This is a genomic window from Streptomyces roseofulvus (assembly GCF_039534915.1).
Lineage (GTDB): Bacteria > Actinomycetota > Actinomycetes > Streptomycetales > Streptomycetaceae > Streptomyces > Streptomyces roseofulvus.
In genome coordinates, this window is record NZ_BAAAWE010000001.1 from 2,120,183 (window position 1) to 2,145,536 (window position 25,354).

The following is a 25,354-nucleotide window of genomic DNA, read 5'->3' on the forward strand; positions in this document are numbered from 1 at the left end:
GTACGTGTCTGCCCCGCTGCCTCTCCAACCTAGTTGATCGGCCGGGGCATTCCGTGCCACCGGCGCCGGACACGACGAAGGGCCCGGCCCGCGAACCGAGTTCGCGGGCAGGGCCCTTGGCCTGCTGTTCAGCGGTCGTTCAGATCTCGCCCCGGAGCTTGGCGAGCGCCTCGGCGAGGATCGCCTCGCCGTCGGCGTCGCTGCGCCGCTCGCGCACGTAGGCGAGGTGGGTCTTGTACGGCTCGGTGCGCGGGGGGTCCGGCGGGTTGTCCCGGTCCTGGCCGGCCGGGAACCCGCAGCGGGGGCAGTCCCAGGTGTCCGGGACCTGCGCGTCGCTCGCGAAACTCGGCTGGGTCTCGTGCCCGTTCGAGCACCAGAAGGAGATGCGGAGGCGCGGCGCCGACTCGCCTCGCTCGGCCTCCCCCATCGGCCCCGCTCCGACCCGGCTTCCCCGGATCGCGTTGCCACTTGCCACGGTCGTAACTCCCTGCGTGATGGTGCTCGAAGATGCCCCAGTCTACGGAAGGCCCAACGCGCGTCCAGTGTGCGGAGTTACCCGTCCAGCTTCATGAGCAGACCAAGTACGACAATGCAGGCGAACCAGAGCAGCCCGACCACGACCGTGATGCGGTCGAGGTTGCGCTCGGCGACCGAGGAGCCGCCGACGGAGGACTGCATGCCGCCGCCGAACATGTCGGAGAGGCCGCCGCCCTTCCCCTTGTGCATCAGCACCAGCAGCATCAGCAGCGCGCTGAAGACGATCAGGGCGATCGAGAACCCCATAACCACGGCTGGACCAACTTCCTCGGAGCTTGATAACGGACGGGGGCCGGGCACGGGCCCGACCCCCGACAGGGTACGACGGATCTCCTCCGCCGCTCTACATCGTCACTGGTCGCGGAAGCGGACGATCTTGACGAACTCGTCCGCGTCCAGCGACGCACCGCCCACCAGGGCGCCGTCGATGTCGGGCTGCGCCATGATCTCGGCGACGTTGCCGCTCTTGACGGAGCCGCCGTACTGGATGCGGATCTTGTCGGCGACGTCCTGCGTGTAGAGCTCGGCGAGCTTGCCGCGGATCGCCCCGCAGACCTCCTGGGCGTCGGCGGCGCCGCAGACCTTGCCGGTGCCGATGGCCCAGACCGGCTCGTACGCGACGACGACGGTCTCGGCCTGCTCGGCCGGGACGTCCTTCAGGCCGCCCTCGACCTGGGCGAGGGTGTGCGCGACGGCGTTCCCGGCCTCGCGCACGTCCAGCTCCTCGCCGACGCAGAGGATCGGGGTGATGCCGTGGGCGAAGGCGGCCTTCACCTTGGCGTTGCACAGCTCGTCGGACTCGCCGTGGTACTGGCGGCGCTCGGAGTGGCCGACGGCGACGAAGCCGGTGTTCAGCTTGGCGAGCATGGCGCCGGAGATCTCACCGGTGTACGCGCCGGACTCGTGGGCCGACAGGTCCTGGGCGCCGTACTTGATCTTGAGCTTGTCGCCCTCGATCAGGGTCTGCACGGAGCGCAGGTCGGTGAAGGGGACGAGGACGGCGACCTCGCAGCCGGCGTAGTCCTTGTCGGTGAGCGAGAAGGCGAGCTTCTGGACGTGGGCGATGGCCTCCAGGTGGTTGAGGTTCATCTTCCAGTTGCCCGCCATCAGCGGGGTGCGGGTGGTCTCGGTCATGGGGTGATCACTTCTCCAGTGCGACGAGGCCGGGGAGCTTCTTGCCCTCGAGGTATTCGAGGGAGGCGCCGCCACCGGTCGAGATGTGGCCGAACGCGTTCTCGTCGAAGCCCAGGATGCGGACCGCGGCGGCGGAGTCGCCGCCGCCGACCACGGTGAAGGCCGGGGAGTCGACGAGCGCCTGGGCGACGGCCCGGGTGCCCTCGGCGTAGTCGGGGTGCTCGAAGACGCCCATCGGACCGTTCCAGAAGACGGTGGCCGCGTCGGCGAGCTTCGAGGCGTACAGCTTGCGGGTCTCCGGACCGATGTCCAGGCCCTCCTGGTCGGCCGGGATGGCGTCCGCGGCGACCGTGGTGGGGTTCGAGGGGGCCTTGGTCTTGAGGTCCGGGAAGCTGGGCGAGACCAGGACGTCGACGGGGAGGACGAACTCGACGCCCTTCTCCTCGGCCCGCTTGAGGTAGTCGAGGACGGCCGGGATCTGGTCCTCCTGCAGGAGGGAGATGCCGACCTCGTGGCCCTGGGCCTTGAGGAAGGTGTAGGCCATGCCGCCGCCGACGAGGATGCGGTCGGCCTTCTCCAGGAGGTGGTCGATCACGCCGAGCTTGTCGGAGACCTTGGCGCCGCCGAGGACGACCGCGTACGGCCGCCGGACGTCCTCCGTCAGCTTCTTGAGGACGCCGACCTCGGTGGCGATGAGGTAGCCGGCGGCGTGCGGCAGCTTGCCCGGGAGGTCGTAGACCGAGGCGTGCTTGCGGTGGACGGCGCCGAAGCCGTCGCCGACGTAGAGGTCGGCGAGGGCGGCCAGCTGGTCGGCGAAGGCGGCGCGCTCGGCGTCGTCCTTCGAGGTCTCGCCGGCGTTGAAGCGCAGGTTCTCGATGACGGCGACACCGCCGTCGGCCAGGCCCGCCACGGTGGCCCGGGCGGACTCGCCGACGGTGTCGGTGGCGAAGGCCACCTCGGCGCCGAGCAGTTCGCCGAGCCGCGCGGCGGCGGGGGCGAGGGAGAACGCCGGGTCCGGGGCACCCTTGGGGCGGCCCAGGTGGGAGGCGACCACGACCCGGGCGCCGGCCTCGGCGAGCGCCTTGACCGTGGGGACGACGGCGCGGATGCGGCCGTCGTCGGTGATGGTGGTGCCTTCGAGCGGCACGTTGAGATCGGCGCGGACGAACACCCGCTTGCCCTCGACGCCCTCGCCGAGAAGCTCGTCGATCGTCTTCATCTGTTCACTGACTCCTTGGTACGCGGTGGAGCACACGAGACAGGGCCCGCGCAGCGCTTCGTCGCGCTGCCCGAGCCCTGCTCACATCGAAAGCCCTGCCCTGTTGAACCCTAGTACGTCAGAGCCGGCCGCCGACGAAGGTGGTGAGGTCGACGAGACGGTTGGAGTAGCCCCACTCGTTGTCGTACCAGCCGAGGACCTTGACGCTGTTGCCGTCCTGGACCATGGTCAGCGAGGAGTCGAAGGTGCACGACGCCGGGTCGCTGACGATGTCCGAGGAGACGATCGGGTCCTCGGTGTAGAAGAGGATGCCCTTGAGCGGGCCGTCCTCGGCCGCCTTCTTGAAGGCGGCGTTGACCTCGTCCTTGGTGACCTCGCGGTCCAGGGTGACGACCAGGTCGGTGGCGGAACCGGTGGGGACCGGGACGCGCATGGCGATGCCGTCCAGCTTGCCCTTGAGCTGCGGGAGGACCAGGGCGGTGGCCTTGGCGGCACCGGTTGTGGTCGGGATGATGTTCTCCGCGGCGGCGCGGGCGCGGCGCAGGTCCTTGTGCGGGAAGTCCAGGATGCGCTGGTCGTTGGTGTACGCGTGCACCGTGGTCATGAGACCGCGGACGATGCCGAAGTTCTCGTCGAGGACCTTGGCCATCGGGGCGACGCAGTTGGTGGTGCAGGACGCGTTCGAGATGACGTGGTGGTTCGCCGGGTCGTACTTGTCCTGGTTGACGCCCATGACGATGGTGATGTCCTCGTCCTTGGCCGGAGCCGAGATGAGGACCTTCTTGGCGCCGCCGGCGAGGTGCTTGGCGGCGTCCTCGCGCTTGGTGAAGATGCCGGTGGACTCGATGACGACGTCGACGCCCAGCTCTCCCCACGGGATGTCGGCGGGGTCGCGCTCGGACAGCACCTTGATGGTGTGGCCGTCGACGGTGATGGTGTCGGCGGTGTGGGAGACCTCGGCCTTGAGGCGGCCCAGGATGGTGTCGTACTTCAGCAGGTGAGCCGTGGTCGCGGTGTCGCCCAGGTCGTTGACGGCCACGACCTCGATGTCGGCACCCTGCTCAAGGAGCGCGCGGAAGTAGTTGCGACCGATACGGCCAAAGCCGTTGATGCCTACGCGGATCGTCACGAACCGATCTCCTCGTTAGGAACGCCGGGTGAAATGTCACACCGGCGAGATCTTGATTTTTTTGGGATGTCCCCGACCGCTTCCGACCCTACCTCTCCGGACGCCCCCGAGTGACATCGAGCGCAGCCGTACGAGCCCGGAAAGTCACCGGAAAATGGCCGACGGCCCGTACCCGCCACCGGGTACGGGCCGTCTTGGGACCTTCGTCCCCACTACTCTCCGTCAGCGGCGGAGCGCGGTGAGGGCGCGGTCGAGGAGCCGCTGCCGTTCGGCCGCGGTGGCGACGTGCTCCAGGCCGAAGCCGAGGAGGACGGTGTCGCGGGTGGTGACGGCGGCGACGGAGTGGAACAGGGCCGGCGAGCGGGTCCAGTCGGCGGTGTTGCCGGGGCTGCCGGCCGGGGCGCCGGGGACGGTCCAGGCGCCCGGCGAGCTCTCGAAGCCCTCGTGCTCGGTGCCGGCCGCGGTGACCAGCCGGACGTCGTCGACGAAGGCGCCGGTCTCGCCGGTGCCGGGGTCGGAGACGTACGAGAGGGAGAGCTCGACCTGCTTGCCCGCGTAGGCGGAGAGGTCGACGGAGGCCTGCCGCCAGCCGTTGGACGGGCCGGTGAAGGCGTTCCAGGCGCCGGTGGTGCCGGTCGGCGCGCAGCCGTCCGCGCCGAGGGTGAGGTAGCGGCCGAGGGCGGGGTGGAGCCTCAGGTAGTAGCCCTCGCCGCAGTCGGCGGGCGGCTCCGTGGAGGTGCCGCCGTTCCGGTCCGGCAGGGTGGTCCAGTCGTCCTGTCCGACGGTCCGGGCCTCGACGACGAGGTTGTCGTAGCCGGGCTCGGTGTCGTAGCTGATCTGGAAGTCGAGCCGGGGGCCGGCGGCCGCGGCGGTGCCGGTGAGGTCGACGGTCCGGGTGAGCCGGGCCCAGGTGTCGTCGGCGTGCCGGACGGCGGCGAAGGTGCTGCCCTCGGCCGGTTCGAAGGGGGTCCGCAGGCCCGGGTAGTCGCCGGCCGCGGCGCTGGAGGCGAACTGCGGGAACCGCTCCGGGTCGAGGCTGTCGGAGGTGACGGTGTAGGCGCCCGCGTTGTCGAGCGGGTTGCCGTCGGCGGCGCCGAGCCCGGTGCCCGCGCCGGTGAGGCGGCCGGCGCCGGCGAAGGAGGCCGGGCCGTTCAGTCCGGCCCGGTGGTAGGCGCCGAGCCAGTACTGGGCGAAGTCGTTGGACTCGGCCCGGCCGATCCGGGTGAGCCCGCCGCTCTTCTCGCCGGCGTTGACCAGCTTGCCGCCCTCGTTGAGGTACGCGCGGACGGCGAGCTGGACGGCCCCGGAGGGGCGCTCGGCGCCGGTGTACCAGACGACGGTGCGGAAGTGGGAGAGGACGCCGAGGGCGTGCGGGGCGCCCTGCCCCGCGACGTCCCAGACGGCGGCCTTCCGGCCGGTCGCGGCGAGCGCCCGCACGTAGGTGTCGGCGTGCGCGGCCGGGCTCGTACCGCCCTCCTCGGCGAGGACGAGGACGTCGCCGCGGGCGCGCTCGGCGACCCGGTACGTGAAGGGGGTGGTGGCGGTGGTCTTCCCGGCGCGGTCGCGGGCGGTGAACCAGACCTCGACGGAGTCGCCGGGCCGGGCGCCCCGCACCTCGCCGCGGTACTGGTCGTAGTACAGGTTGTCGTCGCCGCCGTAGGTCTCCCCGCCCTCCCAGGCCTCGACGCCGGCGCGGTGGGTGCGGCCGCCGTTGATCCGGTAGTGGAGGGTCTTGGCGCGCAGCGACTTCCGGGCGGTGACGGCGACCGGCTGCTCCTCGCCGGCGGGGGCGTAGGAGGTGGTGAAGGCGTCGGGGGTGAGGGCCGGGGCCTCGGCGCCGACCGGGGAGACCGGGTCGTCGGGGCGGGCGGCCGACTCGGCGACGGCGAGCGCGAAGGGGATGTTCTTGGCGAACTCGGCCTGGATCAGCCTCTCGTCGTCGGGGAAGGTGAAGACGGAGGCGCAGTCGGCGGGCTCCCAGGCGTCGTTCGGGTCGACCCGGGAGGCGGTGGCGCAGGTGGACATCTCGGGGGTGAACATCTGCATGCCGTTGACGTTGGCGGCGTGTCCGTCCGCCTCGCCGTTGGTGATGTACAGCTCGGAGGAGACCTGCGGCCGGTAGCCGGGGACCGCGGAGTTCTGCGGGGTGCCGGCGAGCGCCTTGAGGGGGATGTCGTCGGGGGTGTCGGTGGCGACCTGCCAGCCGACGCCGTAGAGGATCAGCTGGGCGGCGGAGTGGTAGTTGATGCCGTACGAGAAGCCGATGCGCTTCTGGAAGGCGTCCAGGGCCCGGGTCTCCGGCTCGGACATGGGGCCCTTGCCGCGGAAGGTCTCGTCGGCGGGGTCGGGGGACGAGCCCTCGTCGTCGTAGCCCCACTTGTAGGCGAAGTTCCGGTTGAGGTCGACGCCGTCGCCGGGGGCGATCACGCCGTCGCCGTCGTTGTCGCGGAGGTTCTTGCGCCACTGGCGGTTGGCCGGGTCGGCGTGGGTGAAGTCGTACCCGTCGGGGTTGGCCGAGAGCACGAACCACAGCTCGGTGGAGTCGACGATCCGGGTGATCCGCTCGTCGGTGCCGTAGTTGTCGAGGTAGTGGTGGAGCAGCCGCCTTGTCATCTCCGGGGTGATCCACTCGCGGGCGTGCTGGTTGGAGAGGTACAGCGTGGCCGGCCTGCTGCCGTCCTTGGCCTGCCGGGCGCCCTTGGTGACCTTGACCGCGAGGATGTCCTGGCCCTTGAGGGTCTTGCCGATCGAGACGACCTTGGTGAGGCCGGGGTGGGCGGCGGCGGTGGCGAGGAGCTCCTCCTTGAGGCCGCCGGGGCCGCCGTACGGGCGGAAGACGCCGTCGCCGGCGGCGGCCGCGCGGCGGGCGGCGGCCGGGCCCGGGTCGTGCTCGGCGACCGGTACGCCCCGGTCGCGCAGCGCCCCGGCCTGCGCCTCAGTGAGGTAGACCTCGACGGTGGCGGTGCCGCGCTCGGGCACCTGCTCGGTCAGTTCGTGCCCGTCGGCCCCGGCGTCGAGGAGCAGGGGCACCTGCTCCTTGGTGACCGTGGCCCGCCATACGGAGAGGGCGTCGCCCTCCGGGTCCGCCGGCCGCGCCCCGGCGGCGGGTGCCGCCGCGAGCCCGGCGATCAGCAGTGAGGCGGCGGCGAGAACCGCGCGCGCCCTTCGTCTCATCAAAAGCCCCCCTCGGTGTGATCCGTCACGAAGAAGAACGGAGCCAGGCTCATGGGCGCCCATGGGCCTGTCAAGGGCGCCTCGCGGCAACGCCCCTGTGACACCCGGATGCTGATGGGGCCTCAGAAGGGTTCCTCCACACCGGAGTTCGGGATTCCCCGGACACGGGGACGGCCCCCGCCCGGGTGGGGCGGGGGCCGTCGGGGCCGGGGGCCGGGCTCAGCCGACCAGGCTCTCGTCCAGCTCCTCCGTCAGGTTCGACTCGGTGCCGGGGATGCCCAGGTCCTGCGCCCGCTTGTCGGCCATGGCGAGCAGCCGGCGGATCCGGCCGGCCACCGCGTCCTTGGTGAGCGGCGGGTCGGCGAGGGCGCCCAGCTCCTCCAGGGACGCCTGCTTGTGCTCCATGCGCAGCCGGCCGGCCGCCGCGAGGTGCTCGGGCACCTCGTCCGCCAGGATCTCCAGGGCGCGCTGCACCCGGGCGCCGGCGGCGACGGCGGCACGGGCCGAGCGGCGCAGGTTGGCGTCGTCGAAGTTGGCCAGCCGGTTGGCGGTGGCGCGGACCTCGCGGCGCATCCGCCGCTCCTCCCAGGCCAGCACCGACTCGTGCGCGCCGAGCCGGGTGAGCAGGGCGCCGATCGCGTCGCCGTCGCGGACCACGACCCGGTCCACCCCGCGGACCTCGCGGGCCTTGGCGGCGATGGAGAGCCGGCGGGCGGCGCCGACCAGGGCGAGCGCGGCCTCCGGGCCGGGGCAGGTCACCTCCAGGGAGGAGGAGCGGCCCGGCTCGGTGAGCGAGCCGTGGGCGAGGAAGGCGCCGCGCCAGGCCGCCTCGGCGTCACAGGTGGCCCCGGAGACGACCTGCGGGGGGAGGCCCCGGATGGGGCGGCCGCGGCCGTCGACCAGGCCCGTCTGGCGGGCCAGCTGGTCGCCGCCGGCCACCACGCGCACCACGAAGCGGGAGCCGCGCCGCAGTCCGCCGGGGGCCATCACGATCAGTTCCGAGCTGTGCCCGAAGATCTCCAGGATGTCCCGCTTCAGCCGCCGGGCCGCCATCGCCGTGTCGAGCTCCGCCTCGATCACGATCCGGCCGCTGACCAGGTGCAGGCCGCCGGCGAACCGGAGGATCGACGAGACCTCCGACTTCCGGCAGCAGGTCCGGGTGACGGGAAGCCGGGAGATCTCGTCCTTCACCGCTGCCGTCATCGCCATGGGCCGATCCTTCCATGCATCCGAAAAATACGGTCGTACGCGGCGGCCAACTGCTCCGGGTCGTGCTTCGGAGAACCGTCGGCGCGGGCCACCGGCGCCAGCTCGACCGCGGCGCCGAGCCGCTTGGCGGCGTCGACGAGGGGTTCCCTGGCTGACACGTCGGGCACGGCGGCCTCGTCGGCCAGCACCACGTCCAGGGCGAGTTTAGGGGCGTGTCGTCCCAAAACCTCCAAATGACGCTGCGGGGAGAAGCCCTCTGTTTCTCCCGGCTGGGGCGCGAGGTTCAGCGAGAGCACCTTGCGGGCCTTGGTCTCGACGAGCGCGTCGAGCAGTTCGGGCACCAGGAGGTGCGGGATCACCGAGGAGAACCAGGAGCCCGGGCCGAGGACGACCCAGTCCGCGTCGAGGACCGCCGCGACGGCCTCCGGCACGGCCGGCGGGTCGTGCGGCACCAGGTGCACGGACTGCACCTCGCCCGGGGTGAGCGCCACGGTGGCCTGGCCGCGTACGGTGTCGACGTCGTCCGGGCGCGCCGGGTCGTGGCCCCTGACCAGGGCCTGGAGCTCCAGCGGCACGGCGGACATGGGCAGCACCCGGCCCTGCGCGCCGAGCAGCCGGCCGACCAGGTCGAGGGCCTGCACGGGGTCGCCGCCGAGCTGTTCCCAGAGGGCGACGATCAGCAGGTTGCCGACGGCGTGGCCGCCCATCTCGCCCTTGGACTGGAAGCGGTGCTGGATGACCCGGGCCCAGGTCTGGCCCCAGTCGTCGTCGCCGCAGAGGGCGGCGAGCGCCTTGCGGAGGTCGCCCGGGGGCAGCACGCCCAGCTCCTCCCGGAGCCGGCCGCTGGAGCCCCCGTCGTCGGCGACGGTGACGACGGCGGTGAGGTCGCCGGTGATCCGCCGCAGCGCGGCGAGGGAGGCGGAGAGGCCCATGCCGCCGCCGAGGGCGACGACCTTCGGCTGGGCGCCGCGCCTGCGGAGCGTCCGCTTCACCGAGAGGGTGGAGGAGGAGCGCCGGCGGTACGGCTTCACTCGCGCCCCATGTCGCGGTGGACGACCACCGTCTCCACGCCCTCGGCGGCGATGCGGGCGGCGAGCTTCTCGGCGGTGGCGACGGAGCGGTGCTTGCCGCCGGTGCAGCCGACGGCGATGGTGACGTACCGCTTGCCCTCGCGGCGGTAGCCGGCGGCGATCAGCTGGAGCAGCTCGGTGTAGCGGTCCAGGAACTCCTTGGCGCCCGGCTGGTTGTAGACGTAGTTCGCCACCTCCTCGTTGAGGCCGGTGTAGGGGCGCAGCTCGGGGACCCAGTGCGGGTTGGGCAGGAAGCGCATGTCCACGACGAGGTCGGCGTCGACGGGCAGGCCGTACTTGAACCCGAAGGACATGACGGTGGCCCGCAGCTCGGGCTCCTCCTCGCCGGCGAACTGGGCGTCCATCTTGGCGCGCAGCTCGTGCACGTTGAGGCTGGAGGTGTCGATCACCAGGTCGGCGTCGCCGCGCAGCTCGCGCAGCAGGTCGCGCTCGGCGGCGATGCCGTCGACGATGCGGCCGTCGCCCTGGAGCGGGTGGGGGCGGCGGACCGACTCGAAGCGGCGGACCAGGGCCTCGTCGGAGGACTCCAGGAAGACGATCCGGCGGGTGACCTGCTTGGCGTCCAGGTCGGCGAGGGACTCGCGCAGGGCGTCGAAGAACTGCCGGCCGCGGACGTCGACGACGACCGCGATGCGGGCGACGTTGCCCTGGGAGCGGGCGCCGAGCTCCACCATGGTGGGGATCAGCGCGGGCGGCAGGTTGTCGACGACGAACCAGCCCAGGTCCTCCAGACACTTCGCCGCGGTGGAACGGCCGGCTCCGGACATGCCGGAGATGATCACCAGCTCGGGGATGGCCGCCTCGGCGCCGTTGTCGCCCGCGGTCTCCTTCGTGCCCGTACTCACGTGTCCTGCTCCGTCTTCTCGGTGGTGCCCGTCGTGCGTGTGGTGCCCGTCGCCGGGGTGGCGGTCGGTCATGCGGTGGTGCCCCCGTCGTCTTCCATGATCTCTCCTGTGGCCGTGTTCACGGCGGGTGCGGCGGGGGCCGCCTGGGCCAGGGCCACGGCGACCGCCTCCGCGGTCTTCCGGCCGAAGCCGGGGACCTCACAGATCTGCTCGATTGTCGCCTGCCTCAGCCGCTTCACCGAGCCGAAATGCTTGATCAGGGCCTGTTTGCGCGTGTCGCCGAGGCCGGGGACGGCGTCGAGGGGGCTGCTGCGGAGCCGTTTGGTGCGCTTGGACCGCTGGTAGCGGATGGCGAAGTCGTGAGCCGTGTCACGGACCCGCTGGAGGAGGTAGAGGCCCTCGCTGGAGCGGGGCAGCACCACCGGGTCGTCCTCGCCGGGCAGCCAGACCTCCTCCAGGCGCTTGGCGAGGCCGCAGACGGCGACGTCGTCGATGCCGAGCTCGTCCAGGGCCCGGCGGGCGGCGGCCACCTGCGGCTGTCCGCCGTCGACGACGACGAGCTGCGGCGGGTAGGCGAAGCGCTTGGGCCGGCCGTCGTCGCCGGCCTCGTCCACGGCGACCTCGCCGTCCTCGCCCCACTCCCCCGTCTTCTCCTTCTCGGCGAGGTAGCGGCGGAAGCGGCGGCCGATCACCTCGTGCATGGAGCGGACGTCGTCCTGGCCCTCGAAGCCCTTGATCTGGAAGCGGCGGTACTCGCTCTTGCGGGGCAGCCCGTCCTCGAAGACGACCATGGACGCGACGACGTCCTCGCCCTGCAGGTGGGAGATGTCGAAGCACTCGATGCGCAGCGGCGCCGACTCCAGGTCCAGGGCCTCGGCGATCTCCTCCAGGGCCCGGGAGCGGGTGGTGAGGTCGCTGGCGCGCTTGGTCTTGTGGAGGACGAGGGCCTGCTGGGCGTTGCGGGCGACGGTGGCCATCAGGTCCTTCTTGTCGCCGCGCTGCGGGATCCGCAGCGAGACCTGGGACCCGCGGCGGCCGGAGAGCCACTGGGTGACCGCCTCGGCGTCCTCCGGCAGCGCCGGGACCAGGACCTCCTTGGGCACGGCGTCGCCGCTCTCCTCGCCGTACAGCTGCTGGAGGGCGTGTTCGACGAGCCCGCCGGTGGAGACGGCCTCGACCTTGTCCGTGACCCAGCCGCGCTGGCCGCGGACGCGTCCGCCGCGGACGTGGAAGATCTGGACGGCGGCCTCCAGCTCGTCCTCGGCGAGGGCGATGAGGTCGGCGTCGGTGGCGTCGGCGAGGACGACGGCGCTCTTCTCCATGGCCCGCCGCAGGGCCTCTATGTCGTCGCGGAGCCGGGCGGCCCTCTCGTACTCCATCTCCTCGGCCGCCGCCGTCATCTGCTTCTCCAGGCGGCGGATGTAGGTGCCGGTGCGGCCGGCCATGAAGTCGCAGAACTCGTCGGCCAGTTCGCGGTGCTCCTCGGGCGATACCCGGCCGACGCAGGGCGCCGAGCACTTGCCGATGTAGCCGAGGAGGCAGGGCCGGCCGGCCGAGGCGGCGTTCCGGAACACGCCGGCCGAGCAGGTCCGCACCGGGAAGACCCGCAGCATGAGGTCGACGGTCTCGCGGATCGCCCACGCGTGCGCGTACGGCCCGAAGTACCGTACGCCCTTCTTCTTGTGGCCGCGCATGACCTGGACGCGCGGGAACTCCTCGTTCAGGGTGACCGCGAGGTAGGGGTAGCTCTTGTCGTCCCGGTACTTCACGTTGAACCGGGGGTCGTACTCCTTGATCCAGGAGTACTCCAGCTGGAGCGCCTCGACCTCGGTGGAGACCACCGTCCACTCCACGGAGGCGGCCGTGGTCACCATGGTGGCGGTCCGCGGGTGCAGGCTCGCGAGCGGCTGGAAGTAGTTCGCCAGCCGCTGCTTCAGCGACTTCGCCTTCCCGACGTAGATCACCCGCCGGTGCTCGTCCCGGAACTTGTAGACACCCGGCGTGTCCGGGATCTGACCCGGCTTGGGGCGGTAGCTGGAGGGGTCGGCCATGGCCCCCACCCTACTGGCGGGGACCGACACGACGGGCGCCCGCGCGGCCCCCGGAAGGGGCCCCGGGGCCCGGGCGCGTGGGCCCGGGGTGGTGCGGTCGCGGGGCGCCGTCTCCGCCGGGGGCGTACGGGTCGGGCGGGTGCGTGCCCGGCCCGGGCCGCCTCGCGGGGGTCCGGGCCGGGCCGTCGGGTCCCGGGCGGTCAGGACTCCCGGATGCGGCGGGCCGCCGCGCGGCGGCGCAGCGCGGTGGCGCCGATCAGGGCGAGGGCCGCCACGGCGCCGAAGGCGGCGACCGTGGAGGCGGCGGTGGCGGCGGCCGGCTGGTGGCGGGGGCCGCCCGCCGCCGTGCCCTCGGCGGGCGCGGCGGGCCCGGCGGCGGCCGCGGGTGCGGAACCCGCCGCCCCGGGGGCGTAGCCGCCCGCCGCGCCCTTGCGGGCGTAGCCGGAGTTGGGGAGCTTGTCGGCGTACGCGCGCGTGACCCGGTCCCGGTAGGCGGCGAGGGTGGTGCCCTCGGGGCCGACGGCGGTCACCGCGTCCTCGTCCAGCGGCAGCACCTTCGTGCCCTTCTGGACGTACCAGGCGTCGATCTGCGGTTCGCGGAAGACGAGGCCCCCGGGGAGTTTCCGGGCCCCCACGCGCGCGTAGCGGATCTCGTCGTCGCCGGTGGCGATGTTCACCACCTGCCAGCCGCCGGGGCGGCGCACGGTCCACAGGGACGCCTTCTGCCCGTCGGCGGCGACGGCGAGGCTGGCCCGGTACTCCTCGCGGGCCACCGGCGCGCCCGCCGTGCCGGCGACGAAGTCGGCGGAGAGGATCCGCACCGGGACCGACGGGCCGGATATCCGGGGCGCCGCGGCGGCCGGGGCGAGCGCGCCGTCGCGGGCGAAGAAGCGGCCCAGGGTGGCGAGGGTCTCCGGCGCGCCGGCGGCCCGCTCGGCGGTCGGCGCGGTCGGCAGGGGCTCGGCGCCCGGGGCGGCTGCCGCGGGGGCGGCGGCGCCGAGGACGAGGAGCGCGGCGGCTGCTCCGGTGGCGAGTGCCGTGGTGGTCATGGTGGTCACGCCCCGATCCGGTAGAGGGAGTGGGTCCAGGAGAAGGAGGCGTTGTTCACGTACCACGCGTGCGAGGCCCAGTTGTAGCGATCGCTGGAAGGCCACGGGTCTCCCCAGTACACCCAGCTGTTCGCGTCGTCGTAGCCGTACAGCACGTGCATGTGGCCGCCACCGCTCGACCACTGGATGCGGGTCTCGACCGGACGGCCGGCGTTGATCTCGGTCTGGACGGTGGAGTAGCGCAGCCAGCCGTCGACGTACGAGCCGGGGCTGATGCCCGCCCAGGAGAGGCCGGTCTGGACGTTGCCGAGGGTGGCCTGCCAGTTGGGGCAGTCGTAGCCCTGCTGCCGCTGGAAGGCGGCGTTGCAGAACTGGTTCTGGCTGTAGCCGCGGCCGTACCAGGTGGCGATGGTGTTGCCGGCGGCGGCCCAGCACCAGTTGGTCTTCTGCTGGGCCTGCATGGTGATGTTCAGGCGCTTGGCGGCGTAGGCGGCGGTGGTCCCGGCGGGTGCCGGGGCCGGCGCGGCGGACGCCGAGACCGCGGCGGGGGCGAGCAGGACCGCGGCGGCGGCGAACGCCACGAGTCCGCTCCTCCTGTGCCGGAGTCGTCTGCGCATGGGGTTCCTCATGGGTTCCTCCCAGTGCGGGGGGTGGGGATGAGTGGGGGGTGGGGCGGCGTCCGGACACCGCTTGGAGCATCGGTCGTTGTCCGGATCGGGTCAACACGCTTCAATGCGGGGTGACATCGGGCTGTGAACGGTGTGGCGCGAGTGTGAACGCGGGCCCGCTGTCCACCAGCCCGCCCACCGTCCGGGCCGCGGCGGTCCGTGCCCGGGCGTGAACGTTCACCGAGGAGCCCGTGTGAGCCACACCGAGGCCGATCTGGTGCAGCTGCTGCACACCGGCCCCTTCCATCTGGCGCTGCGCACCGCGCTGGCCGTGCGCGGTCTGCCGCTCCAGCGGGTCCAGCACCATCTCGCCCACCGGGGCGTGAAGGTCGGGGTCACCTCGCTGAGCTACTGGCAGCAGGGTGCCCGGCGGCCCCAGCGGCCGGAGTCGCTGAAGGCGGTCAGGGCCCTGGAGGAGGTGCTCCAGCTGCCGGGGAACTCGCTGCTGCGGCTGCTGGCGGAGGACACGGCGGGCCGGGAGGGCGTGGAGCGGCCGGCGGCCCGCTCGTACCGCTCGCTGGTGGAGGCGTCGGGCGCCGTGGAGCAGCTCTTCGCGGAGCTGGAGTCACCGGCGGACGGCGGGCTGCACACGGTGGGCCACCACGAGCGGGTGCGGATCGGACCGGGCCGGGAGCTGGTGGGGCGCGAGTCGCAGCACGTGGTGCGCGCGCACCGGGACGGCGTCGACCGCTACCTGGCCATCCACCACGGCGACCCGGGCTGCGATCCGGCGCGGGTGCGGGTGCGGGCGGTGGAGAACTGCCGTACGGGGCGGGTGCGATGGCACGCCGAGACGGGGGTGCTCGTCGCCGAGCTGCTCTTCGACGCGCGGCTGCGGGCCGGCGACACGCACCTGTTCACGTACGGCTTCGAGGACGGGACGGCCGGCCCCAGCGGCGAGTACGTGCGCGGCTTCACCTTCGCGGGCGGGCAGTACGTGCTGCAGGTCGCCTTCGACGAGGCGGCACTGCCGGTACGGTGCAGACGCTTCGCCCAGGCGTCGGCGGGCGCGCCGCGCGGTGGCCGCACGGAGCTGACGCTCGGCGGCCGGCACCGCACGGTGCACCTGGTGGAGCAGGGGGTACGCCCGGGGATCCTGGGGATCGACTGGGACTGGTCCTGAAGCCTCAGGCGGAGGGTGCGGCCTTCGGTCCGGCGACGAGCCTGCCGTCCTCGACGCGGACCTCGACGGCGGGCAGCGGGACGGTGGCGGGGCCCTTGAGGGCCTTGCCGGTGGTGACGTCGAAGCGGCTGCCGTGGCAGGGGCAGTTGCCCTCGTTGTCCTCGATCTTGTCGAGGACGCAGCCGGCGTGGGTGCACTGGGCGCTGAACGCCTTGTACTCGCCCTTGGCCGGGCAGCTGACCAGCACCCGCTGCTCGCGGTAGAGCTTGGCGCCGCCGACGGGGACCTCGTCCGGCGAGCCGAGGGCGACCGGCGCGGTCGGCGTCGGCACCTGGGCGTGCCCCAGCTTGGAGTCGGTGGAGCAGGCGGCGACTCCCAGCCCGGCGGCACCGGCGAGAGCGGCACCCTTCAGGACGGTGCGGCGGGTGGACTGGCCGGACATGATCGCTCCACGGAGGCGGGGGGACGGTGGTCAGCCCCGACGATACCCGCGCCCTTTGATGCGGTTTCGGCCGGGCTCACACGCCCCCAGCCCCGTACCCCTCTCGTCGGCGGGGCAGTCCGGACCACGGTCACCCGGGTGCCGCACGGCGGCCACGGGCGGGCGTCGGACCGCGGCCACACGGGCGTGGGGCGGCGGCGCACACGGGCGTGGGGCGGCAGCCGCAGGGGCGCGGCACCACGGCCACACGGGCGTGGCGCGGCGGCCACGGGCGGGCGTCGGACCGCGGCCACACGGGCGTCGGGCCGCGGCCACACGCCTGGCGTACGCCGTACGGCCGCGCCCGCCCGTGCCGACGCACGCCGGACCGTCCGGGGCTCTGGGCCCCGGACGGTCCGGCGGCGGCGTCACGCCTTGCGGGCGCGGGTCGCCGTCTTCTTGGCCGGCGCGGCCTTCTTCGCCGCGGCCGTCTTCTTCGCGGCCGTCTTCGCCGCGGCCGGCGCCTTCTTCGCCGCCGTCTTCCTGGCCCCCGCCTTCTTCGCCGAGCCGCGGGCCGCGGGCACCCCCGCGTCGCTGATCCGCTCGGCACCGAGGATCTCGCGGAGGAACTTGCCGGTGTGGCTGGCAGGCTCCGAGGCGACCTCCTCCGGGGTGCCCTCGGCGACGACCGTGCCGCCGCCGCTGCCGCCCTCGGGGCCCATGTCGATGACCCAGTCGGCGGTCTTGATGACATCGAGGTTGTGCTCGATGACGATCACCGAGTTGCCCTTGTCGACCAGGCCCGACAGCACCTTGATCAGCTTCGAGATGTCCTCGAAGTGCAGACCGGTCGTCGGCTCGTCCAGGACGTACACCGTCCGTCCCGTCGAGCGCTTCTGGAGCTCGGACGCGAGCTTGACGCGCTGCGCCTCGCCGCCGGAGAGCGTCGGCGCCGACTGGCCGAGCCGGACGTAGCCGAGCCCGACCTCGTTGAGCGTCCGCAGGTGGCGGGCGATCGTGGGCACGGCCTCGAAGAAGTCGAGGGCCTCCTCGATCGGCATGTCCAGCACCTCGGCGATGGACTTGCCCTTGTAGTGGACCTCCAGGGTCTCCCGGTTGTACCGGGCCCCGTGGCAGACCTCGCACGGCACGTACACGTCCGGGAGGAAGTTCATCTCGATCTTGATGGTGCCGTCGCCGGAGCAGTTCTCGCAGCGCCCGCCCTTGACGTTGAAGGAGAAGCGGCCGGGCAGGTAGCCCCGCACCTTCGCCTCCATCGTCTCCGCGAAGAGCCTGCGGACGTGGTCGAAGACGCCGGTGTACGTCGCCGGGTTCGAGCGCGGGGTGCGGCCGATCGGCGACTGGTCGACGTGCACCACCTTGTCGACGAGGTCGTCGCCCTCCACGCGCGTGTGCCGCCCGGGCACCGTCTTCGCGCCGTTCAGCTCGCGCGCCAGGTGGGTGTAGAGGATGTCGTTGACCAGCGTCGACTTGCCGGAGCCGGAGACGCCGGTGACGGCGGTGAGGACGCCCAGCGGGAACGAGACGTCGATGTCCCGCAGGTTGTTCTCCCGGGCGCCGTGCACGGTGAGCAGCCGGCCGGGGTCGACGGGGCGCCGGATGTCGGGGGTGGTGATCGCGCGGCGGCCGGACAGGTACTGCCCGGTCATGGACTCCTCGTTGGCCAGGAGCTCCTTCAAGGTGCCGGAGTGGACGACCTTGCCGCCGTGCTCGCCGGCGCCGGGGCCGATGTCCACGATCCAGTCGGCGACCTTGATGGTGTCCTCGTCGTGCTCGACGACGATGAGCGTGTTGCCCATGTCGCGGAGGCGGACCAGGGTCTCGATCAGGCGGTGGTTGTCGCGCTGGTGGAGGCCGATGGACGGCTCGTCGAGCACGTAGAGGACGCCGACCAGGCCGGAGCCGATCTGGGTGGCGAGCCGGATGCGCTGCGCCTCGCCGCCGGAGAGGGTGCCGGCCGCGCGGTTGAGCGAGAGGTAGTCGAGGCCGACGTCGACGAGGAAGCGGAGCCGCTCGTTGACCTCCTTGAGGACCCGCTCGGCGATCTTCTTGTCGCGGGCGTTGAGCGTGAGGCGGCCCAGGAACTCGGCGCAGTCGCTGATCGACATGGCGGAGACCTCGGCGATGGACTTCTCCATCACGGTGACCGCGAGCACGATCGGCTTCAGGCGGGAGCCCTCGCAGGTGGGGCAGGGCACCTCGCGCATGTACCCCTCGAAGCGCTCCCGGCTGGAGTCGCTCTCGGCCTCGCTGTGGCGCCGCTTCACGAAGGAGACGGCGCCTTCGAAGGCCGGGCTGGTCCAGGCGCGCTCGCGCCCGTACCGGTTGCGGTAGCGGACCTCGATCTGGGTCTTGTGGCCGTACATGAGGGCCTTCTTGGCCCGCTGCGGCAGCCCCGCGTAGGGGATGTCGGTGCGGAAGCCGAGGGCCTGCGACAGCCCGTCGATCATCCGGCCGAAGTACTCCTTGGTGTGGCCGTGCGACCACGGGTGGATGGCGCCCTCGTCGAGGGACTTCTCCTCGTCGGGGACGACCAGCTCGGGGTCGACCTCCATGCGGGTGCCGATGCCGGTGCAGTCGGGGCAGGCGCCGAACGGCGAGTTGAAGGAGAAGGAGCGCGGCTCCAGCTCCTCGAAGGAGAGGTCGTCGTACGGGCAGTAGAGGTGCTCCGAGTACATCCTCTCGCGCTCGGGGTCGTCCTCGGGGAGGTCGACGAAGTCGAGCACGACCATGCCGCCGGAGAGGCCGAGGGCGGTCTCGACGGAGTCGGTGAGGCGGCGCTTGGCGCTGTCCTTCACGGTGAGGCGGTCGACGACCACCTCGATGGTGTGCTTCTCCTGCTTCTTGAGCGTCGGCGGCTCGCTGAGCTGGACGGTCCGCCCGTCGACCCGGGCGCGGCTGTAGCCCTTGGTCTGGAGGTCGGCGAAGAGGTCGACGAACTCGCCCTTGCGCTCGCGCACGAGCGGGGAGAGCACCTGGAAGCGGCTGCCCTCGGGCAGCTCCAGGACCTTGTCGACGATGGCCTGCGGCGACTGGCGGGAGATCGGCCGGCGGCACTCGGGACAGTGCGGCTTGCCGATACGGGCGAAGAGCAGGCGGAGGTAGTCGTAGACCTCGGTGATGGTGCCGACCGTGGAGCGCGGGTTGCGCGAGGTCGACTTCTGGTCGATGGAGACGGCGGGCGAGAGACCCTCGATGAAGTCCACGTCCGGCTTGTCCATCTGGCCGAGGAACTGCCGCGCGTACGAGGAGAGCGACTCGACGTACCGGCGCTGCCCCTCGGCGAAGATCGTGTCGAACGCGAGGGAGGACTTGCCCGACCCCGAGAGCCCGGTGAAGACGATGAGGGAGTCACGGGGGAGATCGAGCGAGACGTTCTTGAGGTTGTGCTCGCGCGCGCCACGGACGATGAGACGGTCGGCCACGCCGGTCCGCACCTTTCTTGAGAGAGCGGATGACAGAACACCCAACAACCAAGGATGCCGGATGCTTCCGTGGTCGGCGGCTGCCACCATCGAGCCTATAGCACGTACATTCGATTTCCGGAGCTCGCTTGCCTGCTTCACCCGAACGAGTGGTCGGCACTAGGGTCGGCGCCATGATCGACCACGAGCGCGACCTCGCCTCCCTCCACGAAGCGACCGAGCGGCTGCTGACCGACGCCGCCTCCTGGGACAACGCCGCCGTCGCCCTGCCGTCACGGCTTCCCGGCTGGACGCGCGGCCACGTCCTCACCCACCTGGCCCGGAACGCCGAGGCTCTGGTGAACGTCCTCGAAGGCCGCCCCATGTACGCGAGCGCCGAGGCCCGCGACGCGGACATCGAGCGCGGCGCCGCCCGCCCCCTCGACGTCCAGCTCGCCGACGTCCGCGCGACGGCCGAGGTCCTCCGGGCCGCGGCCGCCGTCCCGGCCGACTGGAGCCGCACCGTCGAGCTGCGCAACGGCGTCACCGACAGCGCCTCACGGCTCCCCTTCCGCCGCTGGGTCGAGGTGGCCCTGCACCACGTGGACCTCGGCTGCGGCTACGAGCTGGAGGACCTCCCCGAGGAGTTCGTCGGGCGCGAGATCGACTTCCTCGCCGAGCGGTTCGCCGGGCACCCGGACGTCCCCGCCACCGGCCTGCGCGCCGACGACGGCCGGACGTGGACCACCGGCGGCGGCGCCGAGGGCGGCCCGGTGACCGTCTCCGGCCCCGCCCCCGAGCTGCTCGGCTGGCTGGCCGGCCGCCGCGACGGCTCCGCCCTGAAGACCGAGGGCGGCCCGCTCCCGAAGCTGCCCCCGCTCTAGACGGCTGTTCCCGGGACCGCTGTCGGCGGGCGGGGCTAGTCTGAGGCCATGACGTACAGCGGAGCGGTGAGGGTGGGCGGTCCGGCCGACGTCCACGAGCTGAAGGACCTGATGATCTCCAAGGTCGCGGTCGGCCCGATGGACAACAACGCGTACCTGCTGCGCTGCCGGGCCACCGGCGCCCAGCTGCTCGTCGACGCGGCCAACGACGCGGAGACCCTGCTCACGCTGATCGGTGACGACGGCATCACCGCCGTCGTCACCACCCACCGGCACGGCGACCACTGGCAGGCGCTGGCCCAGGTGGTCGCCGCCACCGGCGCCACCACGTACGCGGGCGCGTACGACGCGGAGGGCATCCCGGTCGCCACCGACGTCCTCGTCGAGGACGGCGACACGATCCGGGTGGGCGAGGTGGAGCTCACCGCCCGGCACCTCGTCGGCCACACCCCCGGCTCGATCGCGCTGGTCTACGACGACCCGCACGGGCACCCGCACGTCTTCACCGGTGACTGCCTCTTCCCCGGCGGCGTCGGCAACACCTGGAAGGACCCGGAGGCCTTCGCGAGCCTCCTCCGGGACGTCGAGACCAAGCTCTTCGCCGCCCTGCCGGACGAGACCTGGGTCTACCCCGGCCACGGCAAGGACACCACGCTCGGTGACGAGCGCCCCCACCTCCCGGAGTGGCGCGAGCGCGGCTGGTGAGCCGACCGGTGCCGAAGCGCCCCCGGTGACACCGGGGGCGCCCCCGCGGGGCGCCGGTGCCGCTCCCGTACGCCCCCGTAACCCGGACGGCGGCCGGGTAGTTGGCGGCACATGCACCCCAGTCACGCTCCGTCGCCACCGGCGGCCCGTCCCGGCCCCTCGATGCCCCGGCTCGCCGCCGCCTCGCTCGTCGGCACCGCCATCGAGTTCTTCGACTTCTTCGTCTACGGGACGGCCGCCGCCCTCGTCCTCGGGCCGCTCTTCTTCCCGACCTTCTCCCCGCTCGCCGGGACCCTCGCCGCCTTCGGCACCTTCGCCATCGGCTTCCTCTCCCGCCCCATGGGCTCCGTCCTCTTCGGGCACATCGGGGACCGGCACGGGCGCCGGCCCGTGCTCTTCGCCTCCCTGCTGCTCACCGGCTGCGCCACCGTCGCGGTCGGCTGCGTCCCCACGTACGAGTCGATCGGCGTCGCCGCTCCCCTGCTCCTGCTGGTGCTCCGCTTCCTCCAGGGGCTCGGGCTCGGCGGCGAGTGGGGCGGGGCCGTCCTGCTCACCGCCGAACACGCGCCGCCGCACCGGCGGGCCCTGTGGGCGAGCTTCCCGCAGATCGGCCCGGCGGTCGGCTTCCTGCTCGCGAACGGCGTGATGCTCGCGCTCACCGCCGGGCTGAGCGACGCCGACTTCCGGTCGTGGGGATGGCGGGTGCCGTTCTGGGCGGCGGGGCTGCTCGCCGCCGCCGGGCTGCTGCTGCGCTCCTCGCTCGCGGAGACCCCGCAGTTCGAGGAGCTGTCCGCGTCCGGGCGGCGGGCGAACGCCCCGCTCGCCGAGGTGGCACGCGACCACTGGCGGCTCGTCCTGCTGACCGCCGGCGCCCTCGCCGTGGGGTACGCGATCTTCTACACGGTCTCCACCTGGGCGCTGGCCTACGGCACCGAGAAGCTCGGGGTGAGCAGCACGGTGATGCTCATCTGCGTGATGGCGGCGGTGGCCGTGAAGGGCGCGGCGACGCCGTTCCTGGCCCTGCTGGGCGACCGCTGGGGGCGCAGGCCGCTCTGCCTGGCGGGGTGCGCGGGGGCGGCGCTGTGGATGTTCCCGTTGGTGGCACTGCTGCACACCCGGCAGCCGCTGCTGATGTTCCTGGGCTTCCTGGGGGCGCTGCTCGCCTTCATCACCATGTTCGCGGTGGTCGCCGCGTACCTCCCGGAGCTGTACGAGCCCCGGGTGCGCTGCACGGGCGCGGCGGTGGGCTACAACCTGGCGGGGGTGCTCGGCGGGGCGCTGACGCCGATCGTGGCGACCACGCTGTCGGAGGGCGGTTCGGGCCCGCCGTGGGGGGTGGCGGCCTATCTGACGGTGGTGGCGCTGGTGAGCCTCGGCTGCTTCGCGCTGCTGCCGGAGACGCTGCCGGAGCGGCGCGTCGAGGAGGCGGTCGAGGATTCGGTCGAGTCGGCGCCCGCGTAGCGGGGCGGTGCGGGAACGGCGGCGGCCGGCCCGGGCGGGGATGCCCGGGCCGGCCGTCGCCGTCACGCGTGGAGGGCGCGGGGGGTCACGCCTCGACGCTGTCCTTGCTGTCCTTGCTGCCCGTGCCGTCGTGCTCGGCGGCTTCCAGAGCGGCCTTCTCGGACTGCTTCCGGGAGGCGATCAGGCTGGTGATGGTGGTGACGACCAGCACGCCGCAGATGACGGAGAGGGAGAGCGGGATGGAGATCTCCGGCACGTGCAGGCCCGACTCGTGCATCGCGTGCAGGACCAGCTTCACGCCGATGAAGCCGAGGATCACCGACAGGCCGTAGCTGAGGTGGACCAGCTTCTTGAGCAGGCCGCCGAGGAGGAAGTACAGCTGGCGGAGACCCATCAGGGCGAACGCGTTGGCGGTGAAGACGATGTACGGGTCCTGGGTCAGGCCGAAGATCGCGGGGATCGAGTCCATCGCGAACAGCACGTCGGTCATGCCGATGGCCAGCATGACGACCAGGAGCGGCGTCATGACCTTCTTGCCGGACTGCACGATGAAGAGCTTGGTGCCGTGGTAGCGGTCCGCGACGCCGAACTTCTTCTCGATGGACTTCAGGAGGCGGTTCTCGTCCCAGTCGTCCTCCTCCTCGTCCGCCATGGCCTCCTTGACGAGCTTCCAGGCGGTGTAGATGAGGAAGGCGCCGAAGAGGTAGAAGACCCACGAGAAGCTCGCGATGATCGCGGCGCCGGCCGCGATGAAGATCGCCCGCAGGACGAGGGCGATGAGCACGCCGACCAGCAGCACCCGCTGCTGGAGGTGGGTCGGCACGGAGAACTTCGCCATGATCAGGATGAAGACGAAGAGGTTGTCGACGCTGAGCGACTTCTCCGTGATGAAGCCGGCGAAGAACTCGCCGCCCGCCTGGCCGCCGCCCCAGATCGTGACGCCGACGCCGAAGAGCACGGCGAGGGCGATCCAGACGACCGTCCAGATCCCGGCTTCCTTGATCGACACGTCATGGGGCTTGCGCCCGATGAAGAAGTCGATCGCGATGAGGGCGGACAGACCGAGAACGGTCAGCACCCAGATGGTCATCGAAACGTCCATTGCGCCTCCGGCTTCGTACGGCTACTGATCAGCGTCGTCGCTGCCGGAGGTCTCTTCCACCCGCGGTCGCTCGCGCGACCGCCGGGCCGGCGCCCCGGGACCGGATGTCCTTGATCCGTCCGTATTGACGGGTACGCCGCACATGGGGAGTACTCCCCTCCGCTCAGAAAAGAGTACCCGAAGAACCAAGAGAAGGTAAAGGAGAGGGTAAGGAGGACCCAAAAGCCCAGGTCAGCCCAGGTGTCGTCGACGGCCCTCCGCGACCTGTCCGAGGACCTGCCAGAGCACCGCGCTGCCCGGCGGCACCGTCGGCGGCTCGTACGTCCAGGCGTGGCCGACCCAGGGGTCGGCGAGGTGGTCGTCGGGCACCGGGGTGAGCCGGAGCAGCGAGCGCCAGAGCGGGTCGAGCACCGGTCCGTACGCGGCGGCGTCCGCCCGGTCCGCGACCATCAGCAGGTGCACGCCGACGGAGGGGCCCTCGTCGGCGAGGTAGCGCAGCCGGGTGACGGCCCGGTCGTCGAAGCCGTGCGGGAAGTCGTGGACGACGAGCAGCTGGCGCGAGCCGTCGAAGCCGGGCGGCAGGTCCTCCGAGGCGTCGCCGCGCACCGCCATCTGGAGCAGGTCGACCCGCTCGGTGAGCTGGGCGAGGACCGCGGTGACCCCGGCCGCGCCCCGGGCCGGCGGGGCGGCCAGGACGCCGGTCTCGACCAGCGGCCCGAAGGCGGGGGCCCCGCTGCCCGCCGGGTCGAGCACATGGACGGTGAGGGCGCCGGCGGGGTACGCGGCGAGCAGCCGGGCGGTGTGCGCCACCGCGCTGTCCAGGGCGAGCCGGCGCAGCTCGGTCTCGTCGAGCAGGCCGGCCGCCGAGGTCCGGCCGGGCCCCGAGTCGATCCAGATCCCGCGCTCCAGCGGCAGGCGGACCAGGAAGGGGATCCTCAGGCCGGTCCGCTCGGGGAGGTGGAGGTCGCCGAGGCGGATCGCCATCGGCGGCTCCTCCGGGGTCCGGTAGGCGTGCCAGACGGGATTGTCCCAGCGGGCGTAGGCGACCGGCAGGGCGGGCTCGACGACCTCGGACTCGGCGGTGAGCTGCGCGAGGTCCCGGTCGAGGACCTCCTGGGCGCGGCTCATCAGCTCCTCGTGGGTGGCGCGGGCTTCGGCCCGGGCGGCGTCGCCGGCGCCCCCGACGCGGGTGCCGGGGTCGGCGAGCACCTGGTCGATGGCGCGGTCGAGACGGTGGTCGGCGAAGTCGCGGGCGCTGCGGTAGGCGGCGACGGTCCGGGCCAGGTCCTCGAACATGCCCCAGACCTGGTTGTAGAGCCGCTCGTCCATGGTCCAGCCGGTGGCGTCCCCGGCGACGGGCGCCGGGCGCGACTCGGCCGGCGGCGCGGCCGGCTGCGGCGGTACGGCTCCGGTGCCGGCGGCCGGGCCCGGACCGGGCTCCGCGGCAGCGGGCCGGGGGGCCGGGCGGCGGCTCGGGTGGGTGTAGCTGATGGTGGTGGTGGCGTCGGCCGGGGCGGTCGCGGTCTCGGGGACCAGGGGCGGCGGCACCGGGGCCGCGGCGGGGGCGACCGCGTCCAGGACGGCGGCGGCGAGCTCGGCGGCGGCGGGGGCGCCCTGGTCGGCGAGGAGGTCGGCGAGCCCGCCCTCGTACCCCTGCCCGACGGCGCGGACCTTCCAGGCGCCCTGGCGCCGGTAGAGCTCCAGCGCGACGACGGCGGACTCCCGGTCGAGGCCGGTGATGGTGTACGTCACGACGGCGGCGCCCGCGGGGTCGGCGACGGACACGAAGGGGGCGGCGGCGGTGCCGAAGCGGGCCGGGCCGCCCGCGCCCGGAGGCAGGGCGAGGAGGAGGGAGAGGCGGTGGACGGAGTCCGGGAGGGCGGCGAGGTCCACCGCGATGCGGTGCTCGGCCGCGGCCTCCCCGGACACCTCGACCCCGGGCCGTACGGGGGCGCCGGGGTGGGCGATCGCCTCGGGGCCGGCCACGTGGCCCCGCTCGTCGCCGAGGGTGGCCCCGGCGACGACCGGGTGTCCGGCGGACACCCGGAGTTCGAGTCGGGTGTCGGGCAGGGGGTGGTTCTGCCCCCGGACCAGCTCGGCCGTCATCTGGACTCTGTTCCCCTCGGC

General features: G+C 72.8%; 20 protein-coding genes. 4 read left to right on the forward strand and 16 right to left on the reverse strand.

The genetic code is table 11. The features are described from left to right. Positions 1–139: 139 nt before the first annotated feature. The 12 genes from ABFY03_RS09780 to ABFY03_RS09835 form a co-directional block, all read right to left on the reverse strand. Positions 140–475 carry an RNA polymerase-binding protein RbpA gene (locus tag ABFY03_RS09780; RefSeq protein ID WP_003957010.1) on the reverse strand — a complete coding sequence of 112 codons (336 nt, stop codon included), beginning with the start codon at positions 473–475 and terminating at the stop codon, positions 140–142. Between the two features lie 77 nt (positions 476–552). Then, positions 553–783, reverse strand: coding sequence for a preprotein translocase subunit SecG (secG, locus tag ABFY03_RS09785; RefSeq protein WP_030205174.1), 231 nt, complete (start codon positions 781–783; stop codon positions 553–555). A gap of 105 nt (positions 784–888) precedes the next feature. Then, the gene (tpiA, locus tag ABFY03_RS09790) at positions 889–1,644 is read right to left on the reverse strand and encodes a triose-phosphate isomerase (RefSeq protein WP_319011154.1); all 756 of its coding nucleotides are present in this window, start codon (positions 1,642–1,644) and stop codon (positions 889–891) included. 34 nt (positions 1,645–1,678) lie between these two features. After that, complete coding sequence (locus ABFY03_RS09795; RefSeq protein WP_319011112.1) at positions 1,679–2,890, reverse strand: phosphoglycerate kinase; 1,212 nt, start codon at positions 2,888–2,890, stop codon at positions 1,679–1,681. 118 nt (positions 2,891–3,008) lie between these two features. Further along, positions 3,009–4,019 (reverse strand): type I glyceraldehyde-3-phosphate dehydrogenase, encoded by a 1,011-nt coding sequence (gene gap / locus ABFY03_RS09800; protein WP_031002762.1) that lies wholly within the window; start codon positions 4,017–4,019, stop codon positions 3,009–3,011. A 222-nt stretch (positions 4,020–4,241) separates the two neighbouring features. Continuing rightward, on the reverse strand, positions 4,242–7,193 hold the full coding sequence (locus ABFY03_RS09805; RefSeq protein WP_346169699.1) for a M14 family metallopeptidase: 2,952 nt from the start codon (positions 7,191–7,193) through the stop codon (positions 4,242–4,244). 219 nt (positions 7,194–7,412) lie between these two features. After that, the gene (gene whiA / locus ABFY03_RS09810; protein WP_031002759.1) at positions 7,413–8,402 is read right to left on the reverse strand and encodes a DNA-binding protein WhiA; all 990 of its coding nucleotides are present in this window, start codon (positions 8,400–8,402) and stop codon (positions 7,413–7,415) included. Beyond that, positions 8,393–9,433: a gluconeogenesis factor YvcK family protein gene (locus ABFY03_RS09815; RefSeq protein WP_319011114.1), complete on the reverse strand. Its 1,041-nt coding sequence runs from the start codon at positions 9,431–9,433 to the stop codon at positions 8,393–8,395. The genes whiA and ABFY03_RS09815 overlap by 10 nt, the downstream gene beginning before the upstream one ends. Continuing rightward, entirely contained in the window at positions 9,430–10,410 is a 981-nt protein-coding gene (gene rapZ / locus ABFY03_RS09820; RefSeq protein WP_319011115.1) for an RNase adapter RapZ, read from the reverse strand. The genes ABFY03_RS09815 and rapZ overlap by 4 nt, the downstream gene beginning before the upstream one ends. Continuing rightward, complete coding sequence (gene uvrC, locus ABFY03_RS09825; protein WP_319011116.1) at positions 10,407–12,389, reverse strand: excinuclease ABC subunit UvrC; 1,983 nt, start codon at positions 12,387–12,389, stop codon at positions 10,407–10,409. Before uvrC ends, rapZ begins: the two co-directional genes overlap by 4 nt. Positions 12,390–12,589: 200 nt before the next feature. After that, complete coding sequence (locus tag ABFY03_RS09830) at positions 12,590–13,438, reverse strand: hypothetical protein (protein WP_319011155.1); 849 nt, start codon at positions 13,436–13,438, stop codon at positions 12,590–12,592. Between the two features lie 5 nt (positions 13,439–13,443). Beyond that, a complete protein-coding gene (locus tag ABFY03_RS09835; protein ID WP_319011117.1) occupies positions 13,444–14,067 on the reverse strand; it encodes a papain-like cysteine protease family protein in 624 nt (207 codons plus the stop codon). Between the two features lie 232 nt (positions 14,068–14,299). Here ABFY03_RS09835 and ABFY03_RS09840 point away from each other — a divergent pair, with 232 nt between their 5' ends. Then, a complete protein-coding gene (locus tag ABFY03_RS09840; protein WP_319011118.1) occupies positions 14,300–15,229 on the forward strand; it encodes a hypothetical protein in 930 nt (309 codons plus the stop codon). 4 nt (positions 15,230–15,233) lie between these two features. Here the strand turns inward: ABFY03_RS09840 and ABFY03_RS09845 are convergent, their stop codons facing one another. Together ABFY03_RS09845 and uvrA are read right to left on the reverse strand one after the other, a co-directional pair. Beyond that, complete coding sequence (locus ABFY03_RS09845) at positions 15,234–15,671, reverse strand: Rieske (2Fe-2S) protein (protein ID WP_319011119.1); 438 nt, start codon at positions 15,669–15,671, stop codon at positions 15,234–15,236. Between the two features lie 407 nt (positions 15,672–16,078). Continuing rightward, positions 16,079–19,096, reverse strand: a complete 3,018-nt coding sequence (gene uvrA, locus ABFY03_RS09850; RefSeq protein WP_319011120.1) for an excinuclease ABC subunit UvrA — start codon at positions 19,094–19,096, stop codon at positions 16,079–16,081. A 173-nt stretch (positions 19,097–19,269) separates the two neighbouring features. Between uvrA and ABFY03_RS09855 the strand changes: the two genes are divergently transcribed. From ABFY03_RS09855 to ABFY03_RS09865, 3 genes are all read left to right on the forward strand, one after another. Then, positions 19,270–19,959: a maleylpyruvate isomerase family mycothiol-dependent enzyme gene (locus tag ABFY03_RS09855; RefSeq protein ID WP_319011121.1), complete on the forward strand. Its 690-nt coding sequence runs from the start codon at positions 19,270–19,272 to the stop codon at positions 19,957–19,959. A gap of 48 nt (positions 19,960–20,007) precedes the next feature. Continuing rightward, the gene (locus ABFY03_RS09860; RefSeq protein WP_319011122.1) at positions 20,008–20,664 is read left to right on the forward strand and encodes an MBL fold metallo-hydrolase; all 657 of its coding nucleotides are present in this window, start codon (positions 20,008–20,010) and stop codon (positions 20,662–20,664) included. Positions 20,665–20,826: 162 nt separating this feature from the next. Beyond that, positions 20,827–22,125 (forward strand): MFS transporter, encoded by a 1,299-nt coding sequence (locus ABFY03_RS09865; RefSeq protein ID WP_319011156.1) that lies wholly within the window; start codon positions 20,827–20,829, stop codon positions 22,123–22,125. Positions 22,126–22,210: 85 nt separating this feature from the next. Here the strand turns inward: ABFY03_RS09865 and ABFY03_RS09870 are convergent, their stop codons facing one another. Together ABFY03_RS09870 and ABFY03_RS09875 are read right to left on the reverse strand one after the other, a co-directional pair. Then, positions 22,211–23,227: a TerC/Alx family metal homeostasis membrane protein gene (locus tag ABFY03_RS09870; protein WP_319011123.1), complete on the reverse strand. Its 1,017-nt coding sequence runs from the start codon at positions 23,225–23,227 to the stop codon at positions 22,211–22,213. A 231-nt stretch (positions 23,228–23,458) separates the two neighbouring features. Continuing rightward, on the reverse strand, positions 23,459–25,333 hold the full coding sequence (locus ABFY03_RS09875; RefSeq protein WP_346169700.1) for a TerD family protein: 1,875 nt from the start codon (positions 25,331–25,333) through the stop codon (positions 23,459–23,461). Positions 25,334–25,354: the final 21 nt, after the last annotated feature.